Annotated in this window: 21 protein-coding genes; 8 read left to right on the top strand and 13 right to left on the bottom strand. The window is 67.1% G+C overall.

Annotated features, from left to right (window positions below; translation table 11 throughout):
* Positions 1-9 precede the first annotated feature (9 nt).
* Both G369_RS0126730 and G369_RS0126725 read left to right on the top strand, forming a co-directional pair.
* Positions 10-786 carry an enoyl-CoA hydratase/isomerase family protein gene (locus tag G369_RS0126730; RefSeq protein WP_019657129.1) on the top strand — a complete coding sequence of 259 codons (777 nt, stop codon included), beginning with the start codon at positions 10-12 and terminating at the stop codon, positions 784-786.
* Positions 787-895: 109 nt separating this feature from the next.
* Complete coding sequence (locus G369_RS0126725; protein ID WP_019657128.1) at positions 896-1,879, top strand: Bug family tripartite tricarboxylate transporter substrate binding protein; 984 nt, start codon at positions 896-898, stop codon at positions 1,877-1,879.
* 19 nt (positions 1,880-1,898) lie between these two features.
* Here G369_RS0126725 and G369_RS0126720 read toward each other — a convergent pair whose 3' ends face one another.
* The 13 genes from G369_RS0126720 to G369_RS0126660 all read right to left on the bottom strand — a co-directional run bounded on the left by G369_RS0126720 (position 1,899) and on the right by G369_RS0126660 (position 13,655).
* Positions 1,899-2,771 carry a LysR substrate-binding domain-containing protein gene (locus tag G369_RS0126720; protein WP_020723279.1) on the bottom strand — a complete coding sequence of 291 codons (873 nt, stop codon included), beginning with the start codon at positions 2,769-2,771 and terminating at the stop codon, positions 1,899-1,901.
* Positions 2,772-2,886: 115 nt separating this feature from the next.
* Positions 2,887-3,609, bottom strand: coding sequence for an ABC transporter ATP-binding protein (locus G369_RS0126715; RefSeq protein WP_019657126.1), 723 nt, complete (start codon positions 3,607-3,609; stop codon positions 2,887-2,889).
* Positions 3,590-4,357 carry an ABC transporter ATP-binding protein gene (locus G369_RS0126710; RefSeq protein ID WP_019657125.1) on the bottom strand — a complete coding sequence of 256 codons (768 nt, stop codon included), beginning with the start codon at positions 4,355-4,357 and terminating at the stop codon, positions 3,590-3,592. The genes G369_RS0126715 and G369_RS0126710 overlap by 20 nt, the downstream gene beginning before the upstream one ends.
* Complete coding sequence (locus G369_RS0126705; protein WP_019657124.1) at positions 4,354-5,367, bottom strand: branched-chain amino acid ABC transporter permease; 1,014 nt, start codon at positions 5,365-5,367, stop codon at positions 4,354-4,356. Before G369_RS0126705 ends, G369_RS0126710 begins: the two co-directional genes overlap by 4 nt.
* Positions 5,364-6,233 carry a branched-chain amino acid ABC transporter permease gene (locus G369_RS0126700; RefSeq protein ID WP_019657123.1) on the bottom strand — a complete coding sequence of 290 codons (870 nt, stop codon included), beginning with the start codon at positions 6,231-6,233 and terminating at the stop codon, positions 5,364-5,366. The genes G369_RS0126705 and G369_RS0126700 overlap by 4 nt, the downstream gene beginning before the upstream one ends.
* 15 nt (positions 6,234-6,248) lie before the next feature.
* Complete coding sequence (locus tag G369_RS0126695) at positions 6,249-7,427, bottom strand: ABC transporter substrate-binding protein (RefSeq protein ID WP_019657122.1); 1,179 nt, start codon at positions 7,425-7,427, stop codon at positions 6,249-6,251.
* Positions 7,428-7,516: 89 nt separating this feature from the next.
* The gene (locus G369_RS0126690; RefSeq protein WP_019657121.1) at positions 7,517-8,161 is read right to left on the bottom strand and encodes an isochorismatase family protein; all 645 of its coding nucleotides are present in this window, start codon (positions 8,159-8,161) and stop codon (positions 7,517-7,519) included.
* A complete protein-coding gene (locus G369_RS0126685) occupies positions 8,158-9,201 on the bottom strand; it encodes a 2,5-dihydroxypyridine 5,6-dioxygenase NicX family protein (RefSeq protein WP_019657120.1) in 1,044 nt (347 codons plus the stop codon). Before G369_RS0126685 ends, G369_RS0126690 begins: the two co-directional genes overlap by 4 nt.
* A 23-nt stretch (positions 9,202-9,224) precedes the next feature.
* Complete coding sequence (locus G369_RS0126680; RefSeq protein ID WP_019657119.1) at positions 9,225-10,220, bottom strand: amidohydrolase family protein; 996 nt, start codon at positions 10,218-10,220, stop codon at positions 9,225-9,227.
* 17 nt (positions 10,221-10,237) lie between these two features.
* Positions 10,238-10,753, bottom strand: a complete 516-nt coding sequence (locus G369_RS0126675; protein ID WP_019657118.1) for an aromatic-ring-hydroxylating dioxygenase subunit beta — start codon at positions 10,751-10,753, stop codon at positions 10,238-10,240.
* Positions 10,750-12,060: an aromatic ring-hydroxylating dioxygenase subunit alpha gene (locus G369_RS0126670; RefSeq protein ID WP_019657117.1), complete on the bottom strand. Its 1,311-nt coding sequence runs from the start codon at positions 12,058-12,060 to the stop codon at positions 10,750-10,752. The genes G369_RS0126675 and G369_RS0126670 overlap by 4 nt, the downstream gene beginning before the upstream one ends.
* A 9-nt stretch (positions 12,061-12,069) precedes the next feature.
* Positions 12,070-13,341 carry an NAD(P)/FAD-dependent oxidoreductase gene (locus G369_RS36345; RefSeq protein WP_019657116.1) on the bottom strand — a complete coding sequence of 424 codons (1,272 nt, stop codon included), beginning with the start codon at positions 13,339-13,341 and terminating at the stop codon, positions 12,070-12,072.
* On the bottom strand, positions 13,338-13,655 hold the full coding sequence (locus G369_RS0126660; RefSeq protein ID WP_019657115.1) for a non-heme iron oxygenase ferredoxin subunit: 318 nt from the start codon (positions 13,653-13,655) through the stop codon (positions 13,338-13,340). Before G369_RS0126660 ends, G369_RS36345 begins: the two co-directional genes overlap by 4 nt.
* A gap of 430 nt (positions 13,656-14,085) precedes the next feature.
* Between G369_RS0126660 and G369_RS0126655 the strand changes: the two genes are divergently transcribed.
* The 6 genes from G369_RS0126655 to G369_RS0126630 all read left to right on the top strand — a co-directional run.
* Entirely contained in the window at positions 14,086-16,467 is a 2,382-nt protein-coding gene (locus tag G369_RS0126655) for a xanthine dehydrogenase family protein molybdopterin-binding subunit (protein WP_038115901.1), read from the top strand.
* Positions 16,464-17,315 (top strand): FAD binding domain-containing protein, encoded by an 852-nt coding sequence (locus tag G369_RS0126650; RefSeq protein ID WP_019657113.1) that lies wholly within the window; start codon positions 16,464-16,466, stop codon positions 17,313-17,315. Before G369_RS0126655 ends, G369_RS0126650 begins: the two co-directional genes overlap by 4 nt.
* Before the next feature lie 6 nt (positions 17,316-17,321).
* On the top strand, positions 17,322-18,539 hold the full coding sequence (locus tag G369_RS0126645; RefSeq protein WP_026346655.1) for a xanthine dehydrogenase family Fe-S subunit: 1,218 nt from the start codon (positions 17,322-17,324) through the stop codon (positions 18,537-18,539).
* A gap of 130 nt (positions 18,540-18,669) precedes the next feature.
* Entirely contained in the window at positions 18,670-19,476 is an 807-nt protein-coding gene (locus G369_RS0126640; protein WP_019657111.1) for an alpha/beta fold hydrolase, read from the top strand.
* Between the two features lie 74 nt (positions 19,477-19,550).
* Positions 19,551-20,087 carry a MarR family winged helix-turn-helix transcriptional regulator gene (locus tag G369_RS0126635; protein WP_019657110.1) on the top strand — a complete coding sequence of 179 codons (537 nt, stop codon included), beginning with the start codon at positions 19,551-19,553 and terminating at the stop codon, positions 20,085-20,087.
* A 108-nt stretch (positions 20,088-20,195) separates the two neighbouring features.
* A partial coding sequence (locus G369_RS0126630; protein WP_038115927.1) for an acyl-CoA dehydrogenase family protein occupies positions 20,196-20,897 on the top strand: 702 nt, incomplete at its 3' end.

Genomic DNA, 20,897 nt, shown 5'->3' with positions numbered 1-20,897 from the left:
CGGAAAACCATGCCCATCGTCTACACAGTCCAGGATGGCGTCGCCATCGTCACCCTGAATCGGCCCGAGGCCATGAACTCCATCGACCCGGAGTCCAACGAGCAGCTGCTCGGCATCTGGGACCGGGTCTGCAACGACGAGGACGTGCGCGTGCTCGTCCTCACCGGTGCAGGCGAGCGTGCCTTCTGCACGGGGGCGGACCTCAAGAAGACGATGCCGTCGGGCGATGGCGTCGCGCGTGAAGTCTTTCGCGGCGGCAACCGGCACTTCAACTTCGGCACGCTGCACACCGACAAGCCCGTCGTCGCGGCGATCAACGGTTATGCCCTCGGCGGCGGACTCGAGCTGGCCCTGCTCGCGGACATCCGCATCTGTTCGGACAACGCCCAGTTCGGCCTGCCGGAGGTGCGCGTCGGCAGCATTCCGGGCGCGGGCGGCACGCAGCGCCTGATCCGCGCGGTAGGCCAGTCCGATGCCATGTGGATGCTGCTGACGGGTGAACGCATCGACGCCGCCGAGGCGCTGCGCATCGGTCTGGTCAGCAGGGTGGTGCCGCTTTCGGCGTTGCAGGAAACGGCCATCGGGCTCGCGCGCAGGATGGCCGCCAATGCCCCGCTCGCGATGACGGCCGCCAAGCGCCTCGCGATGAACGGGCGCGAACTGCCGCTGGCCGGCGGGCTCGCGCTGGAACGCCAGGCCTTCGGGCTGCTCAGGGACAGCGAGGACCGGCTGGAGGGGCGCCGCGCCTTCGCCGAGAAGCGCCCCCCGGTGTTCCGAGGCCGCTGAGTTCCTCGACCGGAGGACGACGGCGTCGACGAAGACGCCGCCTCCGGTTCACCCGCCCCGCCCTTCCTGCGTTCGGGCACCCGATCCGACCTTTCTTCTGGAGCCTCCCGTGAAGACACCGTCTGCTTCCTGGCGATGCAGCCTCGCACTCGCCATCACCGCCTTCGTCGGCGCACCGCCGGCCATCGCCCAGCAAGCCAGCCGGCCACCGGTCAGGATCCTCGTGGGCTTCTCGCCAGGCGGCACCCTCGACGTGGTGACGCGTGCGCTCGCGGACCAGCTGCACGACCCGCTCCACCGCTCGGTCGTGGTGGGGAACAAGCCGGGCGCCGGCGGAAGGATCGCGATCGACGCGATGCGCGCCGCACCGGCCGACGGCAGCGTGGCCATGCTGTGCCCCGACTTCCTCACGTCGATCTACCCCTTCGTCTTCAACAAGCTCCACTACGACCCGCAGCGCGACATCCTTCCGGTGTCGACTGTGGTCGAGTTCGCGATGGCTCTCGCCGTGCCCTCCTCCTCGCCGGTCAAGACCTTCGGCGAATACGCCCAGTGGGTGCGCGCGCATCCCCAGAGCGCCAACTTCGGCCATGCGGCGTCGGGCGGGCCCACGCATTTCCTGGGGCTGCAGATCGGCAAGATCATCGGAACGCCGCTGCAGGACGTTCCTTTCCAGGGCGCAGCCCCGATGATCGTGAACCTTGCCGGCGCCAACATCGCGGCGGGCACTTCCACTGTCGGCGACTTCGCGCAGCACCACGATGCCGGCAAGCTGCGCGTGCTTGCCGTCACCTCGGCCCAACGATCCGCGCTCCTGCCGAACGTGCCGACCTTCGCCGAGCTCGGCCGCAAGGAGCTCACCACAGTCGGCGTGCTGGCCATCTGCCTGGCACCGGGCACGTCGGCCCCCGTCGTCGCCGAATGGAGCGATGCCGTGCGAAAGGCCGTTGCGACCGAGCAGTTCGCGAAGAAGGTCGGCACGCTCGGTTTCGTGAGCACGGGAAGCTCACCCACCGATGCACGCGCCAGTTTCGCAGAGATGCGCGCATTCTGGGAGCCCGTGGCCAAGGCCTCGGGGTTCAAGGCCGACTAGCAGGCCCCCTTGGAGGCGCCTAGCGGACCGACCGGATCCACTCCCTGAACAGCCGCACCGGGGCGGTGGCCGCCTTCATCGGGTCGCAGACGAGGTAGTAGCCGAGCTCCGTCCGAGCCCTGTGGTCGACGGCGACCACGAGGCGTCCGGTGCGCAGGTCGTCTTCCACGTAGGCACGCTGGGCCATCGCGATGCCCAGGCCATCCGCCGCGGCCTGATAGCACAGTGCGGCATTCGCCAGCGTGATGCCGCGCGAGCGGGCGGGATCCGCGAGGCCGGCGGAACCGAACCAGAGCGGCCAGGCTTGTGGCCGCATCATGGAGTGCAGCAGGTTGGCCTGCAGCAGGTCGCGAGGTGTCTGCAACTGCCCTGCCTGGCCCGGTGCGCAGACCGGGACGAACTCGTCGTCGAAGAGGTGGTCCAGCTCGACGTCGGCCCACTCGCCCATGCCATGGCGGATGGCGCAATCCGCGCCTTCGAGCCGCATGTCGTCGGCCATGGCGATCGTTGCGATCTCCAGTGCGATGTCGGGATGCTCCGCGTAGAAGCCATGCAGCCGAGGAACGAGCCAGCGGATGGCCAGGCTCGGCGTCACCTTGAGGCGCAGCCTTCTTTCGCTCCGATGCTCGTCCAGGTCGCCGAGCGCGTCCTGCAGGCGGTCGAAGGCATCGCAGACGCGGTGGGCGAGCCTTTCGCCCACCGCCGTGAACCCGATCTCGCGGCCGGACCGCTGGAACAGCTGCACGCCCAGGCCGGCCTCGAGCTGCTTGATCTGCTGACTCACGGCCCCGGGCGTGACGTGAAGCAGCTGAGCTGCCCGCGAGACGCCCTTGGCCCGGTACACCGCATCGAAAGCCCGCAGCGGACTCAGGAAAACACGAAGGTTCTGCATGGCGGATCTCAGCCGTGCCGCATTCAGCTGCCGCTGCCGATGAAAGCGCGAACCGGTGACGGCATGCGCAACCACGACCGGGATAGCGATAACGATCGCGCAGCAGGCATCGGCCTCAGCACTTCTGGATTCCGATGGTGCGGTTCAGGAGTTCCTCGTCCTCGCGCAGCGCGGCTGCCGAGCCGGCATAGGCGGCGACGCCGCGCTCCAGCACGATGACATTCGTCGAGAAGTCGAGAACGACGTCCACGTGCTGTTCCACGAGGATGCATCCGACCCCGAGCCTGTCGCTCATGCGGACGATGGCGTCCATCAGCTCCTCGCGCACCATCGGGGCCAGACCCTCCAGCGGCTCGTCGAGCAGCAGGATGCGCGGCTGCCCGACAAGCGCCCGCGCCACAGACAGCATCTGCTGCTCTCCGCCCGACAACTGGGTGCCGCCGTTGCGCCGCCGCTCTTTCAACCGCGGGAACAACTCATAGACCGCGGGAAGCGCCGCGCCGGCCGAGCGCCCCTGCAGGCCCGACAGCAGGTTCTCCTCCACCGTGAGCGAAGGGAAGATGTCCCGGCTCTGCGGCACGTAGCCCAAGCCGGCGCGGGCGCGGGCGAAGGTGGTGGCGCCGCTGATGTCCTTGCCGCCGAAATGGACGCGCCCCTTCATCAGGTCGGCCAGGCCCGTCGCGGTTGCGAGCGTCGTCGTCTTGCCGGCGCCGTTGCGCCCGATCAGCCCCAGGCGCTCGCCTTCGCGCACGCTGAAGCTCAGATGCTCGACCACGGGCACGCCGGCGTAGCCGGTCGTGACGTCGTCGAACCGAAGTTCAATGGGAGTGCTGGGCATGGTGGCCGTCTCGTCCGAAGTAGATTTGCTTGACTTGTTCGTTGGCCGCGACTTCCTGCGGCGACCCCTCCACCATCACCGCGCCGGCAACCAGGACGATGATGTGCGAGGCGAAGCGAAACACCAGGTCCATGTCGTGCTCGATGAGCAGCACCGACAGGTCCTTCGGAAGGCGCTCGATGGCGCTCATGATGCGGCCGCCTTCGCCCTGCGGCACGCCCGCGCCGGGCTCGTCCAGCAGCAGCACCTCGGGTTTCATGGCGAGCGCGAGTGCGATTTCCGCAAGCCGCTGCTCGCCGAGCGCGAGCCGCCCCACCACCCGGTCCGCAAAGGGGTTCAGGCCCAGCATGCCGAGCGTCTCGTGGACCTCGTCGTGAACGCGTGCCGAACGCGCCGGCGAAGGCCACCACTGCATGGAGGCGCGCAGTCGCTGGAGCACCGCGACCTTGACGTTTTCCGCCACGGTCAGGTCCTTGAACAGCCGGCTGATCTGGAACGTGCGGACGATGCCGCTGCGCACGCGTGCGTACTGCGGCAGCTGCACGATCGAGCGGCCGTCGAGCTGGATGTCGCCGGACTTCGGGCGGATCGCTCCGCTGAGCAGGTTGACCAGCGTGGTCTTGCCGGCGCCGTTCGGCCCGATCAGCGCCGTGCGGGCGCCCTGCGGGAGCGACAGCGTGACGTTCTGCGTGACGGCCAGGCCGCCGAAGGAGTGGCACAGGTTGCGGGTTTGCAGCCGGGGGGTCATCGTGCTCCTCCGTTGCCGCGCAGGCGCATGGCGTACGCCGCGGCCCGGTCCACGAGTCCGATCAGGCCTTCGGGCAGGACGATGAGCACGAAGATCAGCATCGAGCCGATCACGAAGAGCCAGTGGTACGGATTCAATGTCGATGCGATGTGGTGGATGGTCATGTACGCGACGGTGCCGAGCACCGCGCCCGACAGGCGACGCGTGCCGCCCAGGACGATCATGACCACGACGCCCGCAGATGTCGTGAAGTCCAGCATGAAGAGATTGGCCACCTTGCTGGTCTGCGCGGTCAATGCGCCAGCCAGGCCCGCGACTACGCCGCCGATAATGTAGACGGCCAGCAGGTGCAGGTACACGCGCCCGCCCAGAGCCTGGACGCGGCCCGGGTCCTGCCGGATCGCCCTGGCCGTCAGGCCGAAGGGCGACTCGACCAGGTTGCGCACGAGGAAGTACACCAGCACCAGCGCGCCCAGCGCGTAGAAGTAGCCGGTGTGGCCCATGAAGTTGAACTCCCAGATGCCGAACAGCGGAGCGACCTCGAAGCCGGCGAGTCCGTCGTCGCCGCCGGTGAGCCATCGGGCCCAGTTGGCGAGTTCGAGCAGCAACTGCGCCACCGCGATCGTCAGCATGACCAGCGTGAGCTTGGTCGAGCGCAGCATGACCGCGCCGCTGAGCAGCGCGATCAACCCTCCGCCCAGGCCGCCGAGCAGCAGCCCGGCGATCGGATCGGCCGTCAGGTAGAGCGCGGTCCAGCCCGCGACGTAGGCACCGGCGCCGTACAGCGCGGCCTGGCCCAGGGTCGCGATGCCCGCCTGTCCTAACACCAGGCTCAGCGACAGCGCGAAGATGGACATCGTCGCCATATTGGTCAGCAACCCGAGGTCCTGCGGGAACAGCGCGAAGGCCAGCAGCCCCGCCAGCGTCAGGACGATCTCGGTGCGCAACTGCTTCCACGGGCGGGCGCGGGGCGGCGCAGCCATCGCCATGGGCGGAATCACCGCGCTCATGCCTGCCTCCCGAAGAGCCCCTGGGGCCGGAACAGCAGGACGACGATCATCGTCAGGAAGAAGGCAGCCGATGCGAGCTGCGGAACCATGTATTTCATCGAGGTCTCCACGATGCCAAGCAGCAACGCTGCGAAGAAAGAGCCAAACAGATTTCCGTTTCCTCCGACGGCCACGACGGCCAGGAGGATCACCAGGTACTTGGAGGCGTAGGTCGGCTCCATCGGCAGCATCTCGGCCCCGGCAATGCCGCCCAGCGCCGCGAGCGCCGCACCGATCGCGAAGGTGGCTGCGTAAATCTTCGTCGTGTCGATGCCGATGGCCCGGGCGATCGGCGCGTTGTCGACCGCGGCGCGCACCCGGATGCCGAAGGACGACCGGTCCACGGCGAGCCACAGGACGGCGACGACCAGCAGCCCACAGGCGACGACGATGAGCCGGTGCCGGGGAATGGAGCGAAAGCCCAGGTCCACCGAGCCGCTGAATGCCTCGGGAAGCGCGACGGAGGTCACCGACGATCCGAACATCAGGTTGACCGCTGCGGTCGCGACGAACATCAGCCCGATCGTCACCAGCATCTGGTCGAGATCGTCGCGGCGGTAGAAGCGGCGCAGCAGGGTGCGCTCGAAGATCACGGCCAAAAGGGCCACCAGGGCGATCGCCATCACGAAGCCCAGCCCGATGGGCACGCCAAGGCGCTGTGGAATGCTCGCTGCAAGAAAGCCGCCGAGCATCGCGAAGGCGCCATGGGCCAGGTTCACCACACGCATCAAGCCCATCGTCATCGACAGGCCCACGGTGATCATGAACAGGATCATGGCGTACGTCACGCCGTCGATCAGGATGCTGCTGAGAAGCGCGAAAGACATGCTGCAGTCTCTGCGTTACTTGGCCGTGCCCTGGATGCGTCCGTAGTCGGGCTGCATCTCGAAGGTCCGGAACTCTCGATTGACGAAGCGTCCCGAGGAATCCTTCTCGACCACCCGCATGTAGACGTTCTGCACGAACTCGCGGGAGGTGGGGTCGATCTTCACCGGGCCGCGCGGGCTCTCCCAAGAGAAGCCCTTGGCGGCGGCAAGGGCCTTGGGCCCGTCGCGCTTGCCGTCCGTCGCCTTGACCATGTGATAGATCACATGCAGGCCGTCGTACGCATTCGCGAGCTGGACGGTCGGGATGGCCTTGGGGGCCACCTCTGCCAACGCCTTGACGGCAGCATTGTTCAGCGGCGAGTTGTGCGTCGCCGAATAGAACATGCCGGTCTCTATGCCCAGCAGCTCGGGGCCGATCGCGCGCAGCTGGTCTTCATCCGTTTCGCCCGTGCCCAGGAAGCGCACGCCTGAGGCCCTCAACCCCGCTTCGTTGTAGGCCTTGATCATTGCGTAGGTGGCCGGCCCTCCGGGGCCGAAGACGTAGAGCGCGTCGGGCTTGAGCGCCTTCACGCGCTGCATCAGGGGGCCGAAGTCCGTCGTCTTCAGCGGCGCACGAATGGCCTCGAGCAGCTTGCCGCCTCCAGCGACGAAAGCGGTGTTGAAGGCCTTCTCGGCGTCGAGGCCGGGGCCGAAGTCGCTGACCAGCGACACAACGTTCTTCACGTTCTTCTCGAGCGCGTACTTGGCCACCGGCACGGCCATCTGCGGCAGCGTGTAGGAGGTGCGCAGCAGGTAGTCGGACTTCTCGAGGAGCGACGAGGTCGACGCATTGAAGATCACGACGGGCACCTTCGCCTCCTGCGCGAGCGCGGCGACAGCCAGCGTATCGGGCGTGAAGTACAGGCCGGCGATGTACTGTGCCCCTTCCTTGATGATGAGCTCCTGGGCCAATGCCTTGGCCTGCGCGGGATTGATGTCCGGCAGGTCGCGGTAGATGACTTCGATCGTGTGCCCGCCCGCAGTGGTGCCGTTGAGCTTCTGGTAGGCCTTGGTCGCTCCTTCCCAGGTCTGCCCCACTGCGGAAAAAGGTCCGGACATGGGTGCGATCACACCCACCTTGATGACGTCGGCGCGGCTTTGCAGCGCGAGCGTCGCGAGTGAGACCGCGAGCGCGGCAACGAGTTTGAGGGTCATCTTCTTCTCCAGGTAGTGGGGTCGCTGGCGGGCATTCGCCCCGGGGTTTTGACGAGAGGTGGGTCGGGAGTCTTGGGCGCGGCCTGGCTTCAGGCCGGGATGCCCTGCGGCCGCGCTGCCTCGGTCGCCTGCAGTGCGGCGTCGCGCGGCATCAGGGTCGCGTACTTCTGGTCCATGTCAAAGAGGTTGGCTTCGTGCGCCTGCAGCGACCGGTCGCCCACGCAGTCCGTGACGACCAGGGGGCGAAAGCCGTGGCACATGGCATCGACCACGCTGGCGCGGACGCACCCGCTGGTGGTGCATCCCGCGATCAGCAGCGTCTGCACGCCGCGCTGCGACAACCAGGACGCCAGCGAGGTGCCGAAGAAGGCCGACGGATGGATCTTGCGCAGCACCAGCTCGCCGCTGCGCGGCTGCAGCTGCGCGACGATCTGGCTTTGCGGCGCGTCCTCGCGCAGGGCCAGGATGGGCGGCACCTTGAGCGCGAAGATGTTGGCGTCGGCGCCGTCGTCCTGGTACACGACCCGCGTGTGGACGATGGGCCATCCGCGCTCGCGCGCGGCGGCCAGCAGGCCCCGAGTGCATTCGATGGCCGGCTCGATGTTGCCGCCGCCGAACGTGAGCGGGTCGGCGAATCCGTTGACGAAGTCGATGATCAGCAGGCCGTACGGCGCCTTCGGCGCGACGGCATTGCCGAAGCCCTGCTTCTGGTAGATCTCCGGATCGGCGCTCATCGGAAGGCCTCGTCGATGACCTTGCCGTCGCGAACCACGACGACGTCGTCGAGCTTCACCGTGCAGTTGCGCAAGGGAATGTCCAGGTGGCAAGGCGTGGTGCGAGGCCCTCCGGCCTCGTTGTTGGGGCCCAGCGAAAACAGGAAGTTGCCTTCGAACGCGCGCGCGTCCTGCCCGGACGTGGCTTCGCGGTCCACCAGCGACAGCGTGTGCCAGTAGCAGCGCGGCTGCATCCCCCAGCCGATGTGCGCGATGGCGTAGGCCTCGGGGTCCTTGTAGGCCTCCATGAACTCGCGCAGCAGGGCGGCGTCGATGTCGCCCTCGATGCTGCGCACGAAGCCTTCGCGCAGCTGCATGGTGATCTTGTCCGAGACGTAGTTCTTCTGTGGCAGCAGGATGTCGCCGCGGTCGATCACGATGGTGCCGTCGCTGCCGCCCTCGTTGGCGAAGGTGAAGAGGAAGCCGCTGGGCCAGTGGTCCCAGCGCCCGGGCTCCTCGCAGAAGCCGTACTCGGAGATGGTCGGGTAGTCGCCGAGCTTGAAAGTCACGTCGGTACCGGCCGGCGAGGTCACGTGCATCTTCCTGGCGGCCTTGAGCAGCTTCGATGCGGCGAGCACGCGCTCGCGATCGGCCTCGGTGGGCACCGCCCGCACCAGCACCTCGGGCGGCTCGACGGCCAGGAGGATCTTGGTCCCCGACTCGAGGATCTCCATCTGTTCGGGCGAGAACAGCAGCAGCATCAGGTCCAGCACGATGTCGCTGTTCTTCATGGCCGCGAGCGCGACCGGGTTGTTGGTGAGGGGCGTCTCCCCCAGGTAGTTCATCAGGTCGCGGCTGGGGGCCTTCTCCGCGTTGATGGGCTGCAGCTCGATCCGGGTGACGACCGCGCCCGCGGCCTGCGCCGCGATCGTCGCGGTCTGCAGCGTCTGCGGATGGGTATGGGGACCGCACAGGATCGAGACCTTCTGTCCGCGCTCCACCTTGCTGAGCTTCAGAACCTCGTCCCAGGCCTTGACCATTTGATAATCGCTGACTGGCATGTTTCGTCCTCTGTTTGAAAGTGTCAGATCTGCAGGAGCGCGAGGTCCTGCGGGCTGCCGAGCTTGAAGAGCCGGCGGGCATTGCCGTGGCACACCAGCTCGCGGGTGCGCGCGTCGAGCGGCGCCTGCTCTATGAATTCGCAGGCCTCGGCGGTGGACTCGTAGGGGTAGTCCACGGAGAAGAGAACGGCATGGGCGCCGAGCTCGCCGATGGCGCCCAGCAGTGCCGGCGCGGAGCACACGCCGGACGTCGTGATCAGGATGTTGCTGCCGATGTACTCGCTGGGCCTGCGCGCCAGCTTGATGCCCGAGGGGTACGCGGCGAAGCGGCTGTCGATGCGCCAGCGTTGATACGGCAGGGCCTCTCCCATGTGGCCCAGCAGCAGGGTCAGCCGCGGGAAGCGGTCGAACACGCCGCCGAACAGCAGGCGCAGTGCGTGCCCTGCCGTCTCCACGCCCCAGCCCCAGGTAGCCCCCTGGAGGACCGGCATGCCCTCCAGCAATGCCGGCGGCTGGCTGAACGCGTTGGGGTGCAGATAGATGGGCACGCCGAGTGCCTCCGCGCGCTCCCAGAACACGTCGAACTCGCTGTCCTCGTAGTAGCGGCCCAGGGTGTGGCCGTTGATCAGCGCGCCCTTGAAGCCGCACTCGACCACGGTGCGCTCGAGTTCACGCGCTGCGGCCGCCGGGTCCTGGAGCGCGACGTGTGCGAAGGCGCCGAAGCGCTGCGGATGGCGTGCCACGCGCTCGGCGAGAAATTCGTTGTTCTCGCGTGCGCGCCGCACCGCGGCGGCGCCGTCCGTCTCGGCCTGTACGCCGGGCATCGTCTGCGACAGCACGGCGTACTCGATGTTGCCGGCGTCCATCTCGGCCAAGCGCTGGTCGTCGAAGTCGCTGAGCCTGGCATCGAGCCGGGCCACGAAGTCGGCCGGCAGTGCGCGCGTGTACTTCGCTGAGTAGGCGTCGAAGCCGGGAGCGCTGAAGTGCTCTTCGAGCGCGATCTTGGGGGTTGGATTCATTGGGGTCCTCAATGGATTCAGGCCGGGTACGCCAGGGCCGTGTCGAGAATTTCGGTGTCGTGCACCACTTCGCGGCTGGCAATGAGCAGCCGTCCGCCGTCGCGCACGAAGCGGTCGTGATAGATGCCCGCGAGATGCACGGTGGAAGGCCCCTCGACCAGGGTCTGCATCAGGATGAAGGGTGTCTGCGAGCTGATCGTGTCGTCCGTCTCTTGCAGCACACGCGTGATTCCCAGCACATGCAGCATGTGCCGTGGCGCGAACATCTGCGAATGGGCTACCGCGAGCGCGCGGTCGGTGATCATGTCCAGGCCCTCGCAGTAGACGAGGCCCACAGGCATGTCCAGCAGCGCGTTCTGGCGCGAGGTGATCCGGTACGTCGCCTCCTTGCTGAAGAACTCGGGCCAGCGCTCGATGTCGTTGGCATCGAGGGCGGCGCAGTACTCGACGTGGAAGCAGTCGACCTCCGCGCGCAGCTCCGCAGCGCGGCGCGGCGAGATCGTGGACCTGGCGTAGGCGAGCCGTTCTTTCATGCTGCCATCTCCGCGACACGGATGCCCATGACTTCCCGGTAGTACTGGTAGAGCGACCGGATGCACGACTCCGAAATCAGGTTGCGCGCCGTTCCCTGGTGGCCCGCATCGAGCTTGACGACGTTGTTGTCGGTGGACGAATTGCGGATGCCCTCCTGCACGAACTTCAATGCCTCGTTGTCCTCGAGGCCCAGGAAGCCGGAGGGGCCCATCAGGTTGCCCTGCCGAAGGCGGTGCCGCGTCATCTCGGGCGTGTCGTCCTCGTAGCCGAACATGGTCCACTGCATCACCATGCTGTTCGGGCCGTTCGGAATGATCTGGCGCACACCCATCGTGTTCATCTGGCGCTGCACGATCAGGTTCGGCCACATGGTCATCATGTTGGCGGACCAGGGCGAATCGAACTCGCGCACGTAGTCCAGGAACCGCTCGTCGCGCAGCCGGAGGTTGTCGCTGAACGACCGCATCTCCGCCTTGTCGTCGGCGGCGACGGTGGCATAGACCTGGTCGGGCTTGGACGACGCCATGTAGCCGTGGCGGCCGTGTTCCTTGTCAGCGAAGACGATCGACTTGATGCCGGGCACCAGAAGGCCGAACACCACGAGAAACGAGTGCAGCAACGTCGCGTGGTAAGGGTCCTTGAGGTTCTCGTGGTACATCTTCCAGTTGCACGGAAGCTCGTTGCGGCAGTAGCCCAGGATCCTGAGCTTCCTGCCCGAGAACGGAACGTCGAACTCCTCGACGATCTCCCTGGTCATGTACTCCTCCAGCGGCGGCGTCTTGTCGGAGTAGGTGGCGAACACCACGCCGTTGCGCGTGGCCACGCGAAGCTGCCGGGTACCGTGCTCCGCGTTCTTGAAGTCCGGCGGCATGCCGCCAACCTTGTTGATTCCGCGCTTGAACGGAACGCCCTGCAGATTGCCCTTGAGGTCGTACGACCACTGGTGGTAGGGGCAGACGAACTCCTTCGCGTTGCCGTGGCTGGAGCGGCAGAACTCGGCGCCGCGGTGGGCACAGCGGTTCTCGAAGACGGAGATCGTGTTGTCTTCCGCGCGAACGATCACCACCGCCGTGGCGCCGACGTAGCCTCGCTTGTAGTCGCCGGCGTTCGGGATCTCGGCTTCCAGTGCGACGAAGTTCCAGGTATCGCCGCGGAAGATGCGCTCGATCTCCTGGTCGTAGATGGCCTGGCTGGTATAGACCCAGTCCGGAATGTTGTTGAGCGCGTCCGCGGGCCAGACGCACTGTTCCAGGGGCGGGTTCTTTCGGGCATTCGTGATGCCGATGACCGCCTGCGATTGATACATGAAAGCTCCTTAGGCTGTGAGGGGTGGCTGAACGGTGGAAGGGGCGCCGCCTCGCATCTGCCTGGCCCATGCGCGCAGATCGGTGGCATCCCGCTGGAATTCGTCGAGCGGCACCGGCCGCCGCTGCTCGAAGAGGGGCCGGATGGCGCGCAGATCGGCGCCGGCGTTGATGGCCACGCCGTGCAGCGGAACGCCACCGCGGTGGCCGATCCACAGCACCTTGCCGGCGGCCGGATCGCCGCGGCGCACGTAGGCGAGACCGGGGCCCGGCAGGCCCAGCATCTGGATGTTGTGTCGGCCCTGGTCGGTCCAGAACCAGGGCACCGCCGGTGCCGGGCCGGGCGCACCGAGCATGGCGGCCGCGGCGGTGCGTGCCTGCTCGTTGGCGTTCTGCCAGGACTCCAGGCGCGTCGGCGCCGCGTGTCCCGGGCGTTGCTGGCTGGTGCAGTCGCCGCACGCGAACACGTGCTCGTCACTGGTGCGGCACTGCGCGTCGACGAGAACGCCGCCGCCCGCAGCGATCTCCAGGCCCGCATCGCGGGCCAGTGCGTCGTTGGGCGAGAGGCCGATGGCAACGACGATCTCGTCGGCCTCCAGATCACCGGCATGGGTCGACAGGCGCGTGCAGCCGTCGGGCAGAGGGTGGACGCCTTCGAGGGCAGTGCCCAGCAGCAGGCGCGCGCCGGCCTGCCGCAGACCGGATTCGAGCCACGCAGACGCTTCCGGCGGAAGAAACCGATCGAGCAGGAATGTCGCGCGCTCGATCACGGTCACCGCCGCGCCGGCCGCCAACGCGGAGCTGGCGATCTCGAGGCCAAGAAAGCCGCCACCCAGGATCGCGACCCGTGGCTTGCTCTGGAGAGCGGCGCGCAACCGCCGCGCGTCGTCGAGGGTGCGCACGTAGTGCACGTGCGGCCGGCCGGCCGGTGCGCACGCCAGCGTGCTGGCCTCGCCGCCCGTGGCGATCAGGCACGTGTCGTACGAGAGCACCTGGCCGTCGGCAAGGCGAACCTGCCGCTTCGAGAGATCCAGGGCTACCGCATCGGCGTTGCTTCGCAGGTCGATGTCGTCAAGTGCCCAGGCGTCCTGCGCGAGGACGTCGAGGCTCGGCTCCTCGGCCGCCACCAGCACGGCCTTGGACAACGGGGGGCGCTCATACGGCCTGTGAGGCTCCCGCCCCAGCATCGTGATGCGTCCGCGGTAGCCGTGTTCGCGCAGCGCATGGGCGGCGACCGCCGCAGCCTGGCCCGCACCAACGATGACGATGCAGGGCGATGTCATTTCGCGGCCGGCGACATCACGTAGACGTCATCGCCTTCCTGCTTCACGGCGTGAGTGCGCAGGTCCACGGTGACCGGCGCGCACATCGCCTTGCCCGTGCGGATGTCGAAGCGGCCCTGATGCAGCGGGCATTCGACACAGCCGTCCTCGACATAGCCCTCCGACAGCAGCGCGGTGGCATGCGTGCACATGCCGTCCGTGGCGAAGAACTCGTCGTCGATACGAAACAGCGCGACGCCGTGGCCTGCGACGTTGACGGTTTTCGCTTCATCGTTTTTCAGCTCTCGCGCAGAAGCGACTTTGATCCAGTTCATGGCTCCATCCGGTAATTTCCGGACCTCTCAAAAAGTAGTCAGTGAACTGTCATATTAGTTGGACGCGCTCGCGATTTCAAGTACGGGTTTTTACTGTCCGATGCTGCACCACGTTGGATCTGATGGTCCCGAAGAGAACGCCAAAAAGGGGAGAAATTACAATGTAGATGCACCAACTCTGCGAGTTTCAACTGTTAGGGTTTGCATCGACAGAAGCTGTCTTCCATTGCTTCGACATCGGCCATATACTTGTGCACGTGAACTGTCATATCGTGCGGCTCAGATGTCGAAACGCACATTGGCGATGAAAGCCCTTTTGCGGGGTGCGGCGAAGAGACCTGTTCTTGCGCGTCGATCACCTGGGCATTGCCGGGCGTGGGCGGATTCGATGGAGTCCGGCACCAGGAAACCAGTCAATAAAAGGAAACGCATGGACCGAGCAGACATTCCGGCGAGGCTGTTGAAGCGCGAGGGCATCGGCGCCCGGGTGCCTCGCAAGGAGGACGCGCGCCACCTCGTGGGAAAAGGCAACTTCGTGGGCGACTTCGTGCTGCCGGGCCTGCAGGAGGTCGCGTTCCTGCGCAGCCCGCTCGCGCATGCGGTGGTCACCGGCGTCGAGATTCCCGAAGCGCTTGCGGGGAAGGTGTTCCTGCGCGACATGATGTCGGATGCGGCGGACATCGGATCGCCGTCTTCGGTGCCCACCTACCAGTACTCGGCGCTGCCGCCATTAGCGTCGGGCAAGGTCCGACACGTCGGCGAGGCGATCGCGATGGCGGTGGCCCCCACGCGCGCCATGGCGGAAGACCTGCTGGAGGAAGTGGAGGTCTCGTACGACGAACTGCCCGTGTACCACAGCGCGGATTCCGCGCTCGCGGCCACGGGGGAGTTCATGCACCCCGAATGGAAGGACAACGTCTTCCTCACGCTGCGGGCCGATCGCGACTTCGAAGAACTCGCCGCGAAAGCGGAGGTGAAGGTCAGCCGCACGGTCGAGCTGTCGCGCCAGTGCATCGTGCCGATGGAGGGCAAATCCGTTCTGGCCTACTGGGACTTCCAGACCGACCAGCTCGTGGTCGTCAGCGCCACGCAGGTTCCGCATCTGCTGCGCGTGGGCATCGCCCAGCACCTCGCGATGAACGAGGAAGCCGTTCGGGTCGTGTCCCCGGACGTCGGCGGCGCCTTCGGCTACAAGGGACAGCTCTATCCCGAAGACCTCTGCGTCGCCTGGCTGGCCAAGACCTATCGCACGCCGTTTCGCTACCTCGAGGATCGGCGCGAGCACCTGATCGTCGGCGCCAACACGCGCCAGCATCACTACCGGCTCACGGCCTATGCGGACCGCACGGGCAAGCTGCTGGCGCTGGACGCCGTCATCACCATCGACGGCGGCGCTTATTCCTACTATCCCTTCTTCGTCGGCCTGGAGCCAGGCCAGGCGATCGGCAACCTGCCCGGGCCCTACAGCTTCCGCGGCTATCGGTGCGAGACCCTGTGCGTTGCGACCAACAAGCCGGGGTTCATGGCCTATCGCGGCGTGGCGCGCACCGGCGTCTGCTTCGCGATCGAACTGCTCATGGACGCCGTGGCCCGTGAGGTGGGGCGCGAGCCTTGGGAGGTGCGGCTGGAGAACCTGGTCCCGGCCTCGGCCATGCCCTATGTGAACGTGGCCAATAAGCACTTCGACAGCGGCGACTTCCCGGCAAGCCTGCGCCGCGCCGTGGAGATGATCGGACTGAAGGCCGTGCGCGAGCGCCAGGCGCGCGGCGAGCCCGACGGGCGGCTGATCGGCTTCGGCACGGCCACCTATACCGAGCAGTCCGCCCACGGCACGACGGTGTTCGCGAACTGGGGCCTGCCAGTGGTGCCCGGCTTCGACCAGGCGGTCGTCAGAATGACCGCGGACGGCGGACTCGAAGTGCGCGTGGGCGTGCACTCGCACGGCCAGGGCATGGAGACCAGCTTCGCGCAGATCGCCAACGACGTGCTCGGCATTCCGGTGTCGAGGATCCGGGTGGTGCACGGGGACACGGCACTCACGCCGTTTTCTTCGGGCACCTACGCCTCGCGCGCCACCGTCATGTCGGGAGGCGCCATCTCGGTCGCGTGCAAGGAACTGCTGCCGCGCATCCAGTCGATCGCCGCCTACCTCATGGGTGTGGATGCGCAGACTGTCGCATTGATCGAAGGACGCGCCGTGTCCGGCGACAAGTCGATCTCGCTGTCGGAGGTCGGGGGCGCGTGGTACCTCACGCCGCAGGACCTGCCCGCCGACGTTCATCTCGGCGGCCTGGAGGTGTCCCGTGCGTACAAGCCCAAGGTCGATACCGGCACCTTCACCTATGCGACGCATGCGGTGGTGGTGGCCGTCGACACCGAAACCGGCGAGGTCGAGATCCTCGACTACGTGGTCGTGGAGGACTGCGGGACCATGGTCAATCCCATGATCGTGGAAGGCCAGACCATCGGCGGCATTGCACAGGGCATCGGCACCGCGATGTACGAGGAGAGTCCGTACGACGAACAAGGCCAGCCGCTGGCCTCCACCCTGGCGGACTACATCCTGCCGGGCGCCACCGAGGTGCCGCGCATCCGCATCGACCATTTCGAGACACCTTCGCCGCACACCGAATTCGGAGCTAAGGGCGTCGGCGAAGGCGGTGCGATCGCGCCGCCGGCGGTGATCTTCAACGCGGTGAACGACGCCCTGCGCGGCACCGGCGCTGCCGAGGTGCTCATGACGCCCCTGACGCCACGCCGCCTGCTCGCGGCCCTCGAAAGCGCGAAGCGCGAAGAGGAGCACGCCCGATGAAAGCGCCGAAGTTCGCATACACGCGCGTCCTCGATGTCGACGAGGCGATCGCTGCGCTGGCAGCAGGCGCAGGCGCCGCGAAGGCCATGAGCGGGAGCCAGTCCCTCGGCCCGATGCTCAACCTGCGGCTGGCGCGGCCTGCCCAGGTGGTCGACGTCGCGCAGATTCCCAGCCTGCGCACCGTCAGCCGCAAGGGCGACTGGATCGAGATCGGTGCCGCCGTCACCCATGCGGAGGTGGAGGACGGCGTGTACCCGCCGTTGGCCGCGCATCCCATGCGCCAGGTCGCAGGCGGGATCGCCTACCGCGCGATCCGCACCCGAGGCACCGTGGGCGGCAGCCTGGCGCATGCCGACCCCGCGGCCGACTGGGTGGTGGTGCTGGCGGCCCTCGGCGCGCGCATGATGGTCAGGTCGCCGCGCGGCGAACGCACGATCGACGCCGATGCGCTCATGCTCGGCGCCTACACGACCGTGCTCGAGTCCGATGAACTGATCGTGTCGGTCGCCGTGCCCTCGGAGACATCCTCCACGCATTGGGGATATCACAAGGTCTGCCGCAAGCCGGGCGAGTTCGCAGAGGCCAGTGCGGCGGTGTATTTCGACGCTTCGCGCGAGCGTGCGCGGATCGTCCTCGGAGCTGCCGACGGCCCTCCCCTTTTGCTGCTTGCGCTCGCAGCCGAGATCGCGCGCAACGGTGCCGGCGCGGCTGGCCGCGAGTCGCTGCGCTCAGCGGTGCGCGCTGCGCTCCCCGAACGCGACGCCATCGACCAGAAGCTCTTCACCGCCTGCCTGGAACGCGCACTCGAGCAGTCCGGCGTCCTGGCGGGCGCCAAACACGCGGAGTAAAAAGACTTGGACCCGATTTCCATTCAAGTGAACGGTCGCAGCATCAGCCGGCCGGCTGAGCCCAGGGTGCATCTGGGCGATTTCCTGCGCGACGAACTGCGCCTCACCGGAACGCACCTCGGCTGCGAGCACGGCGTGTGCGGCGCCTGCACCGTGCTCGTCGACGGCCAGCCCACGCGCTCGTGCATCACCTTCGCCGTGGCATGCGAAGGCCGGGAGGTCACCACCATCGAGGGCTACGAAGACGATGCGGCGATGCAGCGGCTGCGGCAGGCATTCACGCGCCACCATGCGCTGCAATGCGGCTTCTGCACGCCGGGAATGCTGACCACGGCACGTGACATCGTGCTTCGCCTACCCGACGCCGACGAAGCGCGCGTGCGCCTCGAGCTGTCGGGCAACCTGTGCCGCTGCACGGGTTACCAGGGCATCGTCGACGCGATCCTGGACGTGCTCCAGCAGCAGCGAGACACCCCCGACGCGCAGTTCGAGCAGCTGCGCCAGCGACTGGCCGCACCGCGAACGATCGCGCTGAAACGCGTTGCCGCAGCGGCGCCCGCCGAATCGCCGATGCCGTCGCCCGGCAGGACCGCGGCATCCGGCTCTGCCGCCGCGACGGACATGGCGGAGGTCGATCCCGTGGCGATGGCCAAGGCCAAGGCGAAAGGCAACGCCATCGAGGTTCATTTCGACGTGCCTCATCCGGTCGACCGGGTGTGGGCATTCATGGGCGACCTGCCCGCGGTGGCGTCCTGCCTGCCGGGCGCGACCATCGACTCGCACGAGGGTGAAAAAGTCAAGGGCACGATCGCCATCAAGTTCGGTCCGATGTCCGCAGCCTTCGCCGGTGCGGCGCGGCTGGAGCGCGACGACGCCGCCCGGCGCGCCGTTCTTCGAGGTGCGGGCCAGGACAGCCTGAGCAAGTCGCGCACGCAGGGCGACATCACCTATCGGCTCGAAGCGCTCACCGCTGACAGCACCCGCGTCCACGTGGACATGATCTACGCACTGCAGGGGCCGCTCGCGCAGTTCTCGCGATCGGGGCTCGTGAAGGATTTCGTACGCCGCATGGTGGCGGACTTCGGCAAGCAGATCTCCCGCAGGCTGTGCGGGCAGGCTGCTTCGGTCGACGAGTCGCAACCCACGGTCTCCATGGCCGCAATGATGTGGAGCGTGCTGTGGAACCGCATTCGAGGCTGGTTGGGAAGGCCGCCGCAGTCATGAGACCGTTCGTGCCGGCTGCCGCATCCCTTCCAGCGCAGCGGCGAAGCTACGTGTCGATGCCGTTTGCGTTGCCAGCCGGAACCGCAGCGGGAGTGGGATCGGTCGGTGAACGCAACACCTCGGAGTCGCAATGAGTTCATTTCTTCATGGCTACCACGTGCGCGCCAACGGGGTGCGGCTGCACCTGCTGCGCTATGGCGGCCAGGGCCCGCGCATGCTGGTGTTGCCCGGCATCACGAGCCCGGCCATCACGTGGGGCTTCGTCGCCGAGCGCCTGACTCGCCACTTCGACGTCCATGTGCTGGACTTCCGCGGGCGGGGCCTGTCCTCCAGCGCGCCCGGCATGGACGCCAGCCTGGATGCCATGGCGGACGACGTGCTCGATCTGCTGGAGGTGCAGGGGTGGTCGTCCGTCACGCTGCTGGGGCACTCCATGGGAGCGCGCGTCGCGATCCGCGCCGCGTCGCGCGATGCACGCCGCCTCGACCGGTTGCTGCTGATCGATCCGCCCGTCTCCGGCCCCAGCCGCCGCCCCTATCCCGTGCCGCTGTCGTGGTACGTGGATTCCATCCGGATGGCCATCCAGGGCATCACGGCAGACGAGTTGCGTCCCTACGCGCCGACCTGGACGGACGAACAACTGCAGCTGCGCGCCGAGTGGCTCCACACCTGCAGCGAGGAGGCGGTCGCCCAGGCGCATGCCGGTTTTCACGGCGACGACATCCACGCCGATCTGGCGAGCCTGCAGACGCCCGGGCTGCTCATGACCGCGGGGCGTGGCGGCGTCGTGCTCGCCGAAGACCTGGCGGAGATCGAAACCCTCGCACCCCACCTGAGGCAGTGCACGGCGAGCGATGCCGGCCACATGATCCCGTGGGACGACGAGCTGGACTTCCACCGCCTGTTGGGCGAGTACCTCGAGGTCGACCTGCCGTAGCGGCGGGCGTTCTCGTTCCTTTGCACATGAGGGAGCCGATACACTCGCCGGCTGACACTATTGGCGATCTCGAGATGATGACGAAGCGTTCTCCCGCCCGGAAGAAGACAGGTGGCACCACCGAGGTGGAGGCGCCAAAGCCCAAGGGTCCAGAGCCGTTCAATCCGCTGCGCGAAGTCATGTGGCGGCGCCCGGGCTTCCTGATCCGCCGGCTCACTCAGATCGGTCAGGCGATCTTCTTCGATCTCTGCAAGTCCGAGAGCATCACGCCGCTGCAGATCGGCATGTTGACCGCGCTTTCGATGAATCCGTGGCTCGATCAGAAGGCCCTCGGCCGCGAGCTTTCACTGGATCGAACGACGACGGCCGAAGTGGTCAAGCGCCTGGTCGACAAGGGACTGGTCGAGACGCGCGTCAATCCGGACGATCGTCGATCGAGGCTGTCGGTGATCACCAAGGACGGACTGAACCTGATCAACGGCCTGCAGGAGAGCATCCACCGCTCGCAGGAGCTGCTGATCGAGCCGCTGTCGCCCGAGGACCGCGCCGTCTTCATGAGGTTACTCGCTCAGCTCGTGGATGCCCACGAGAAGATGGAGAAGCAGAGCTAGCCCGTCTGGCTTGAAGCTTCGCGTCGTCCTGCCGTGTGCCCGGCGCTCCTTTTCGGGAGGGGCCGGGATTTTCATTTACCTTGGATCTGCTTCGAAAGAAAAATCGAGATGAGTTACGTCGCGCCCCTTAAAGACATGCTGTTCGACATCGAACACCTGGCCAACATCGGCGAGATCGCGAAGCTGCCCGGCTTCGAGGATGCCGGCCTCGAAACCGCACAGGCCGTGCTCGAAGAGTGCGCGCGCTTCAACCAGGACGTGATCGCGCCACTGAACGTGGCGGGCGACCGCGATCCCTCGTCGTTCAAGGATGGCGCCGTCACCACCACGCCGGGCTTCAAGGAAGCCTTCGCGCAGTACGTGGCGGGTGGCTGGCAGGGGCTGCAGCATCCGGCGGACTTCGGCGGCCAGGGCCTGCCCAAGACCATCGGCGCGGCCTGCGGCGAGATGCTCAACTCGGCCAACATGAGCTTCGCGCTGTGTCCGCTGCTGAGCGACGGCGCCATCGAGGCGTTGCTCACGGCCGGCTCGGACGAACTCAAGGCCACCTACCTCGAGAAACTCGTGAGCGGCCAGTGGACCGGCACGATGAACCTCACAGAGCCGCAGGCCGGCAGCGACCTCGCCCTGGTGCGCACCCGCGCCGAGCCGCAGCCCGACGGCACCTACAAAGTGTTCGGCACCAAGATCTTCATCACCTACGGCGAGCACGACATGGCGGAGAACATCGTGCACCTCGTGCTGGCACGCGTGGCCGGCGCGCCCGAGGGCGTGAAGGGCATCAGCCTGTTCGTCGTGCCGAAGTTCCTC

Source organism: Variovorax atrisoli 110B, from assembly GCF_000382045.1.
GTDB lineage: Bacteria > Pseudomonadota > Gammaproteobacteria > Burkholderiales > Burkholderiaceae_C > Variovorax > Variovorax atrisoli.
The sequence above is the reverse complement of the archived record's forward strand: the minus strand, read 5'-3'. Positions and strand labels throughout refer to the sequence as shown.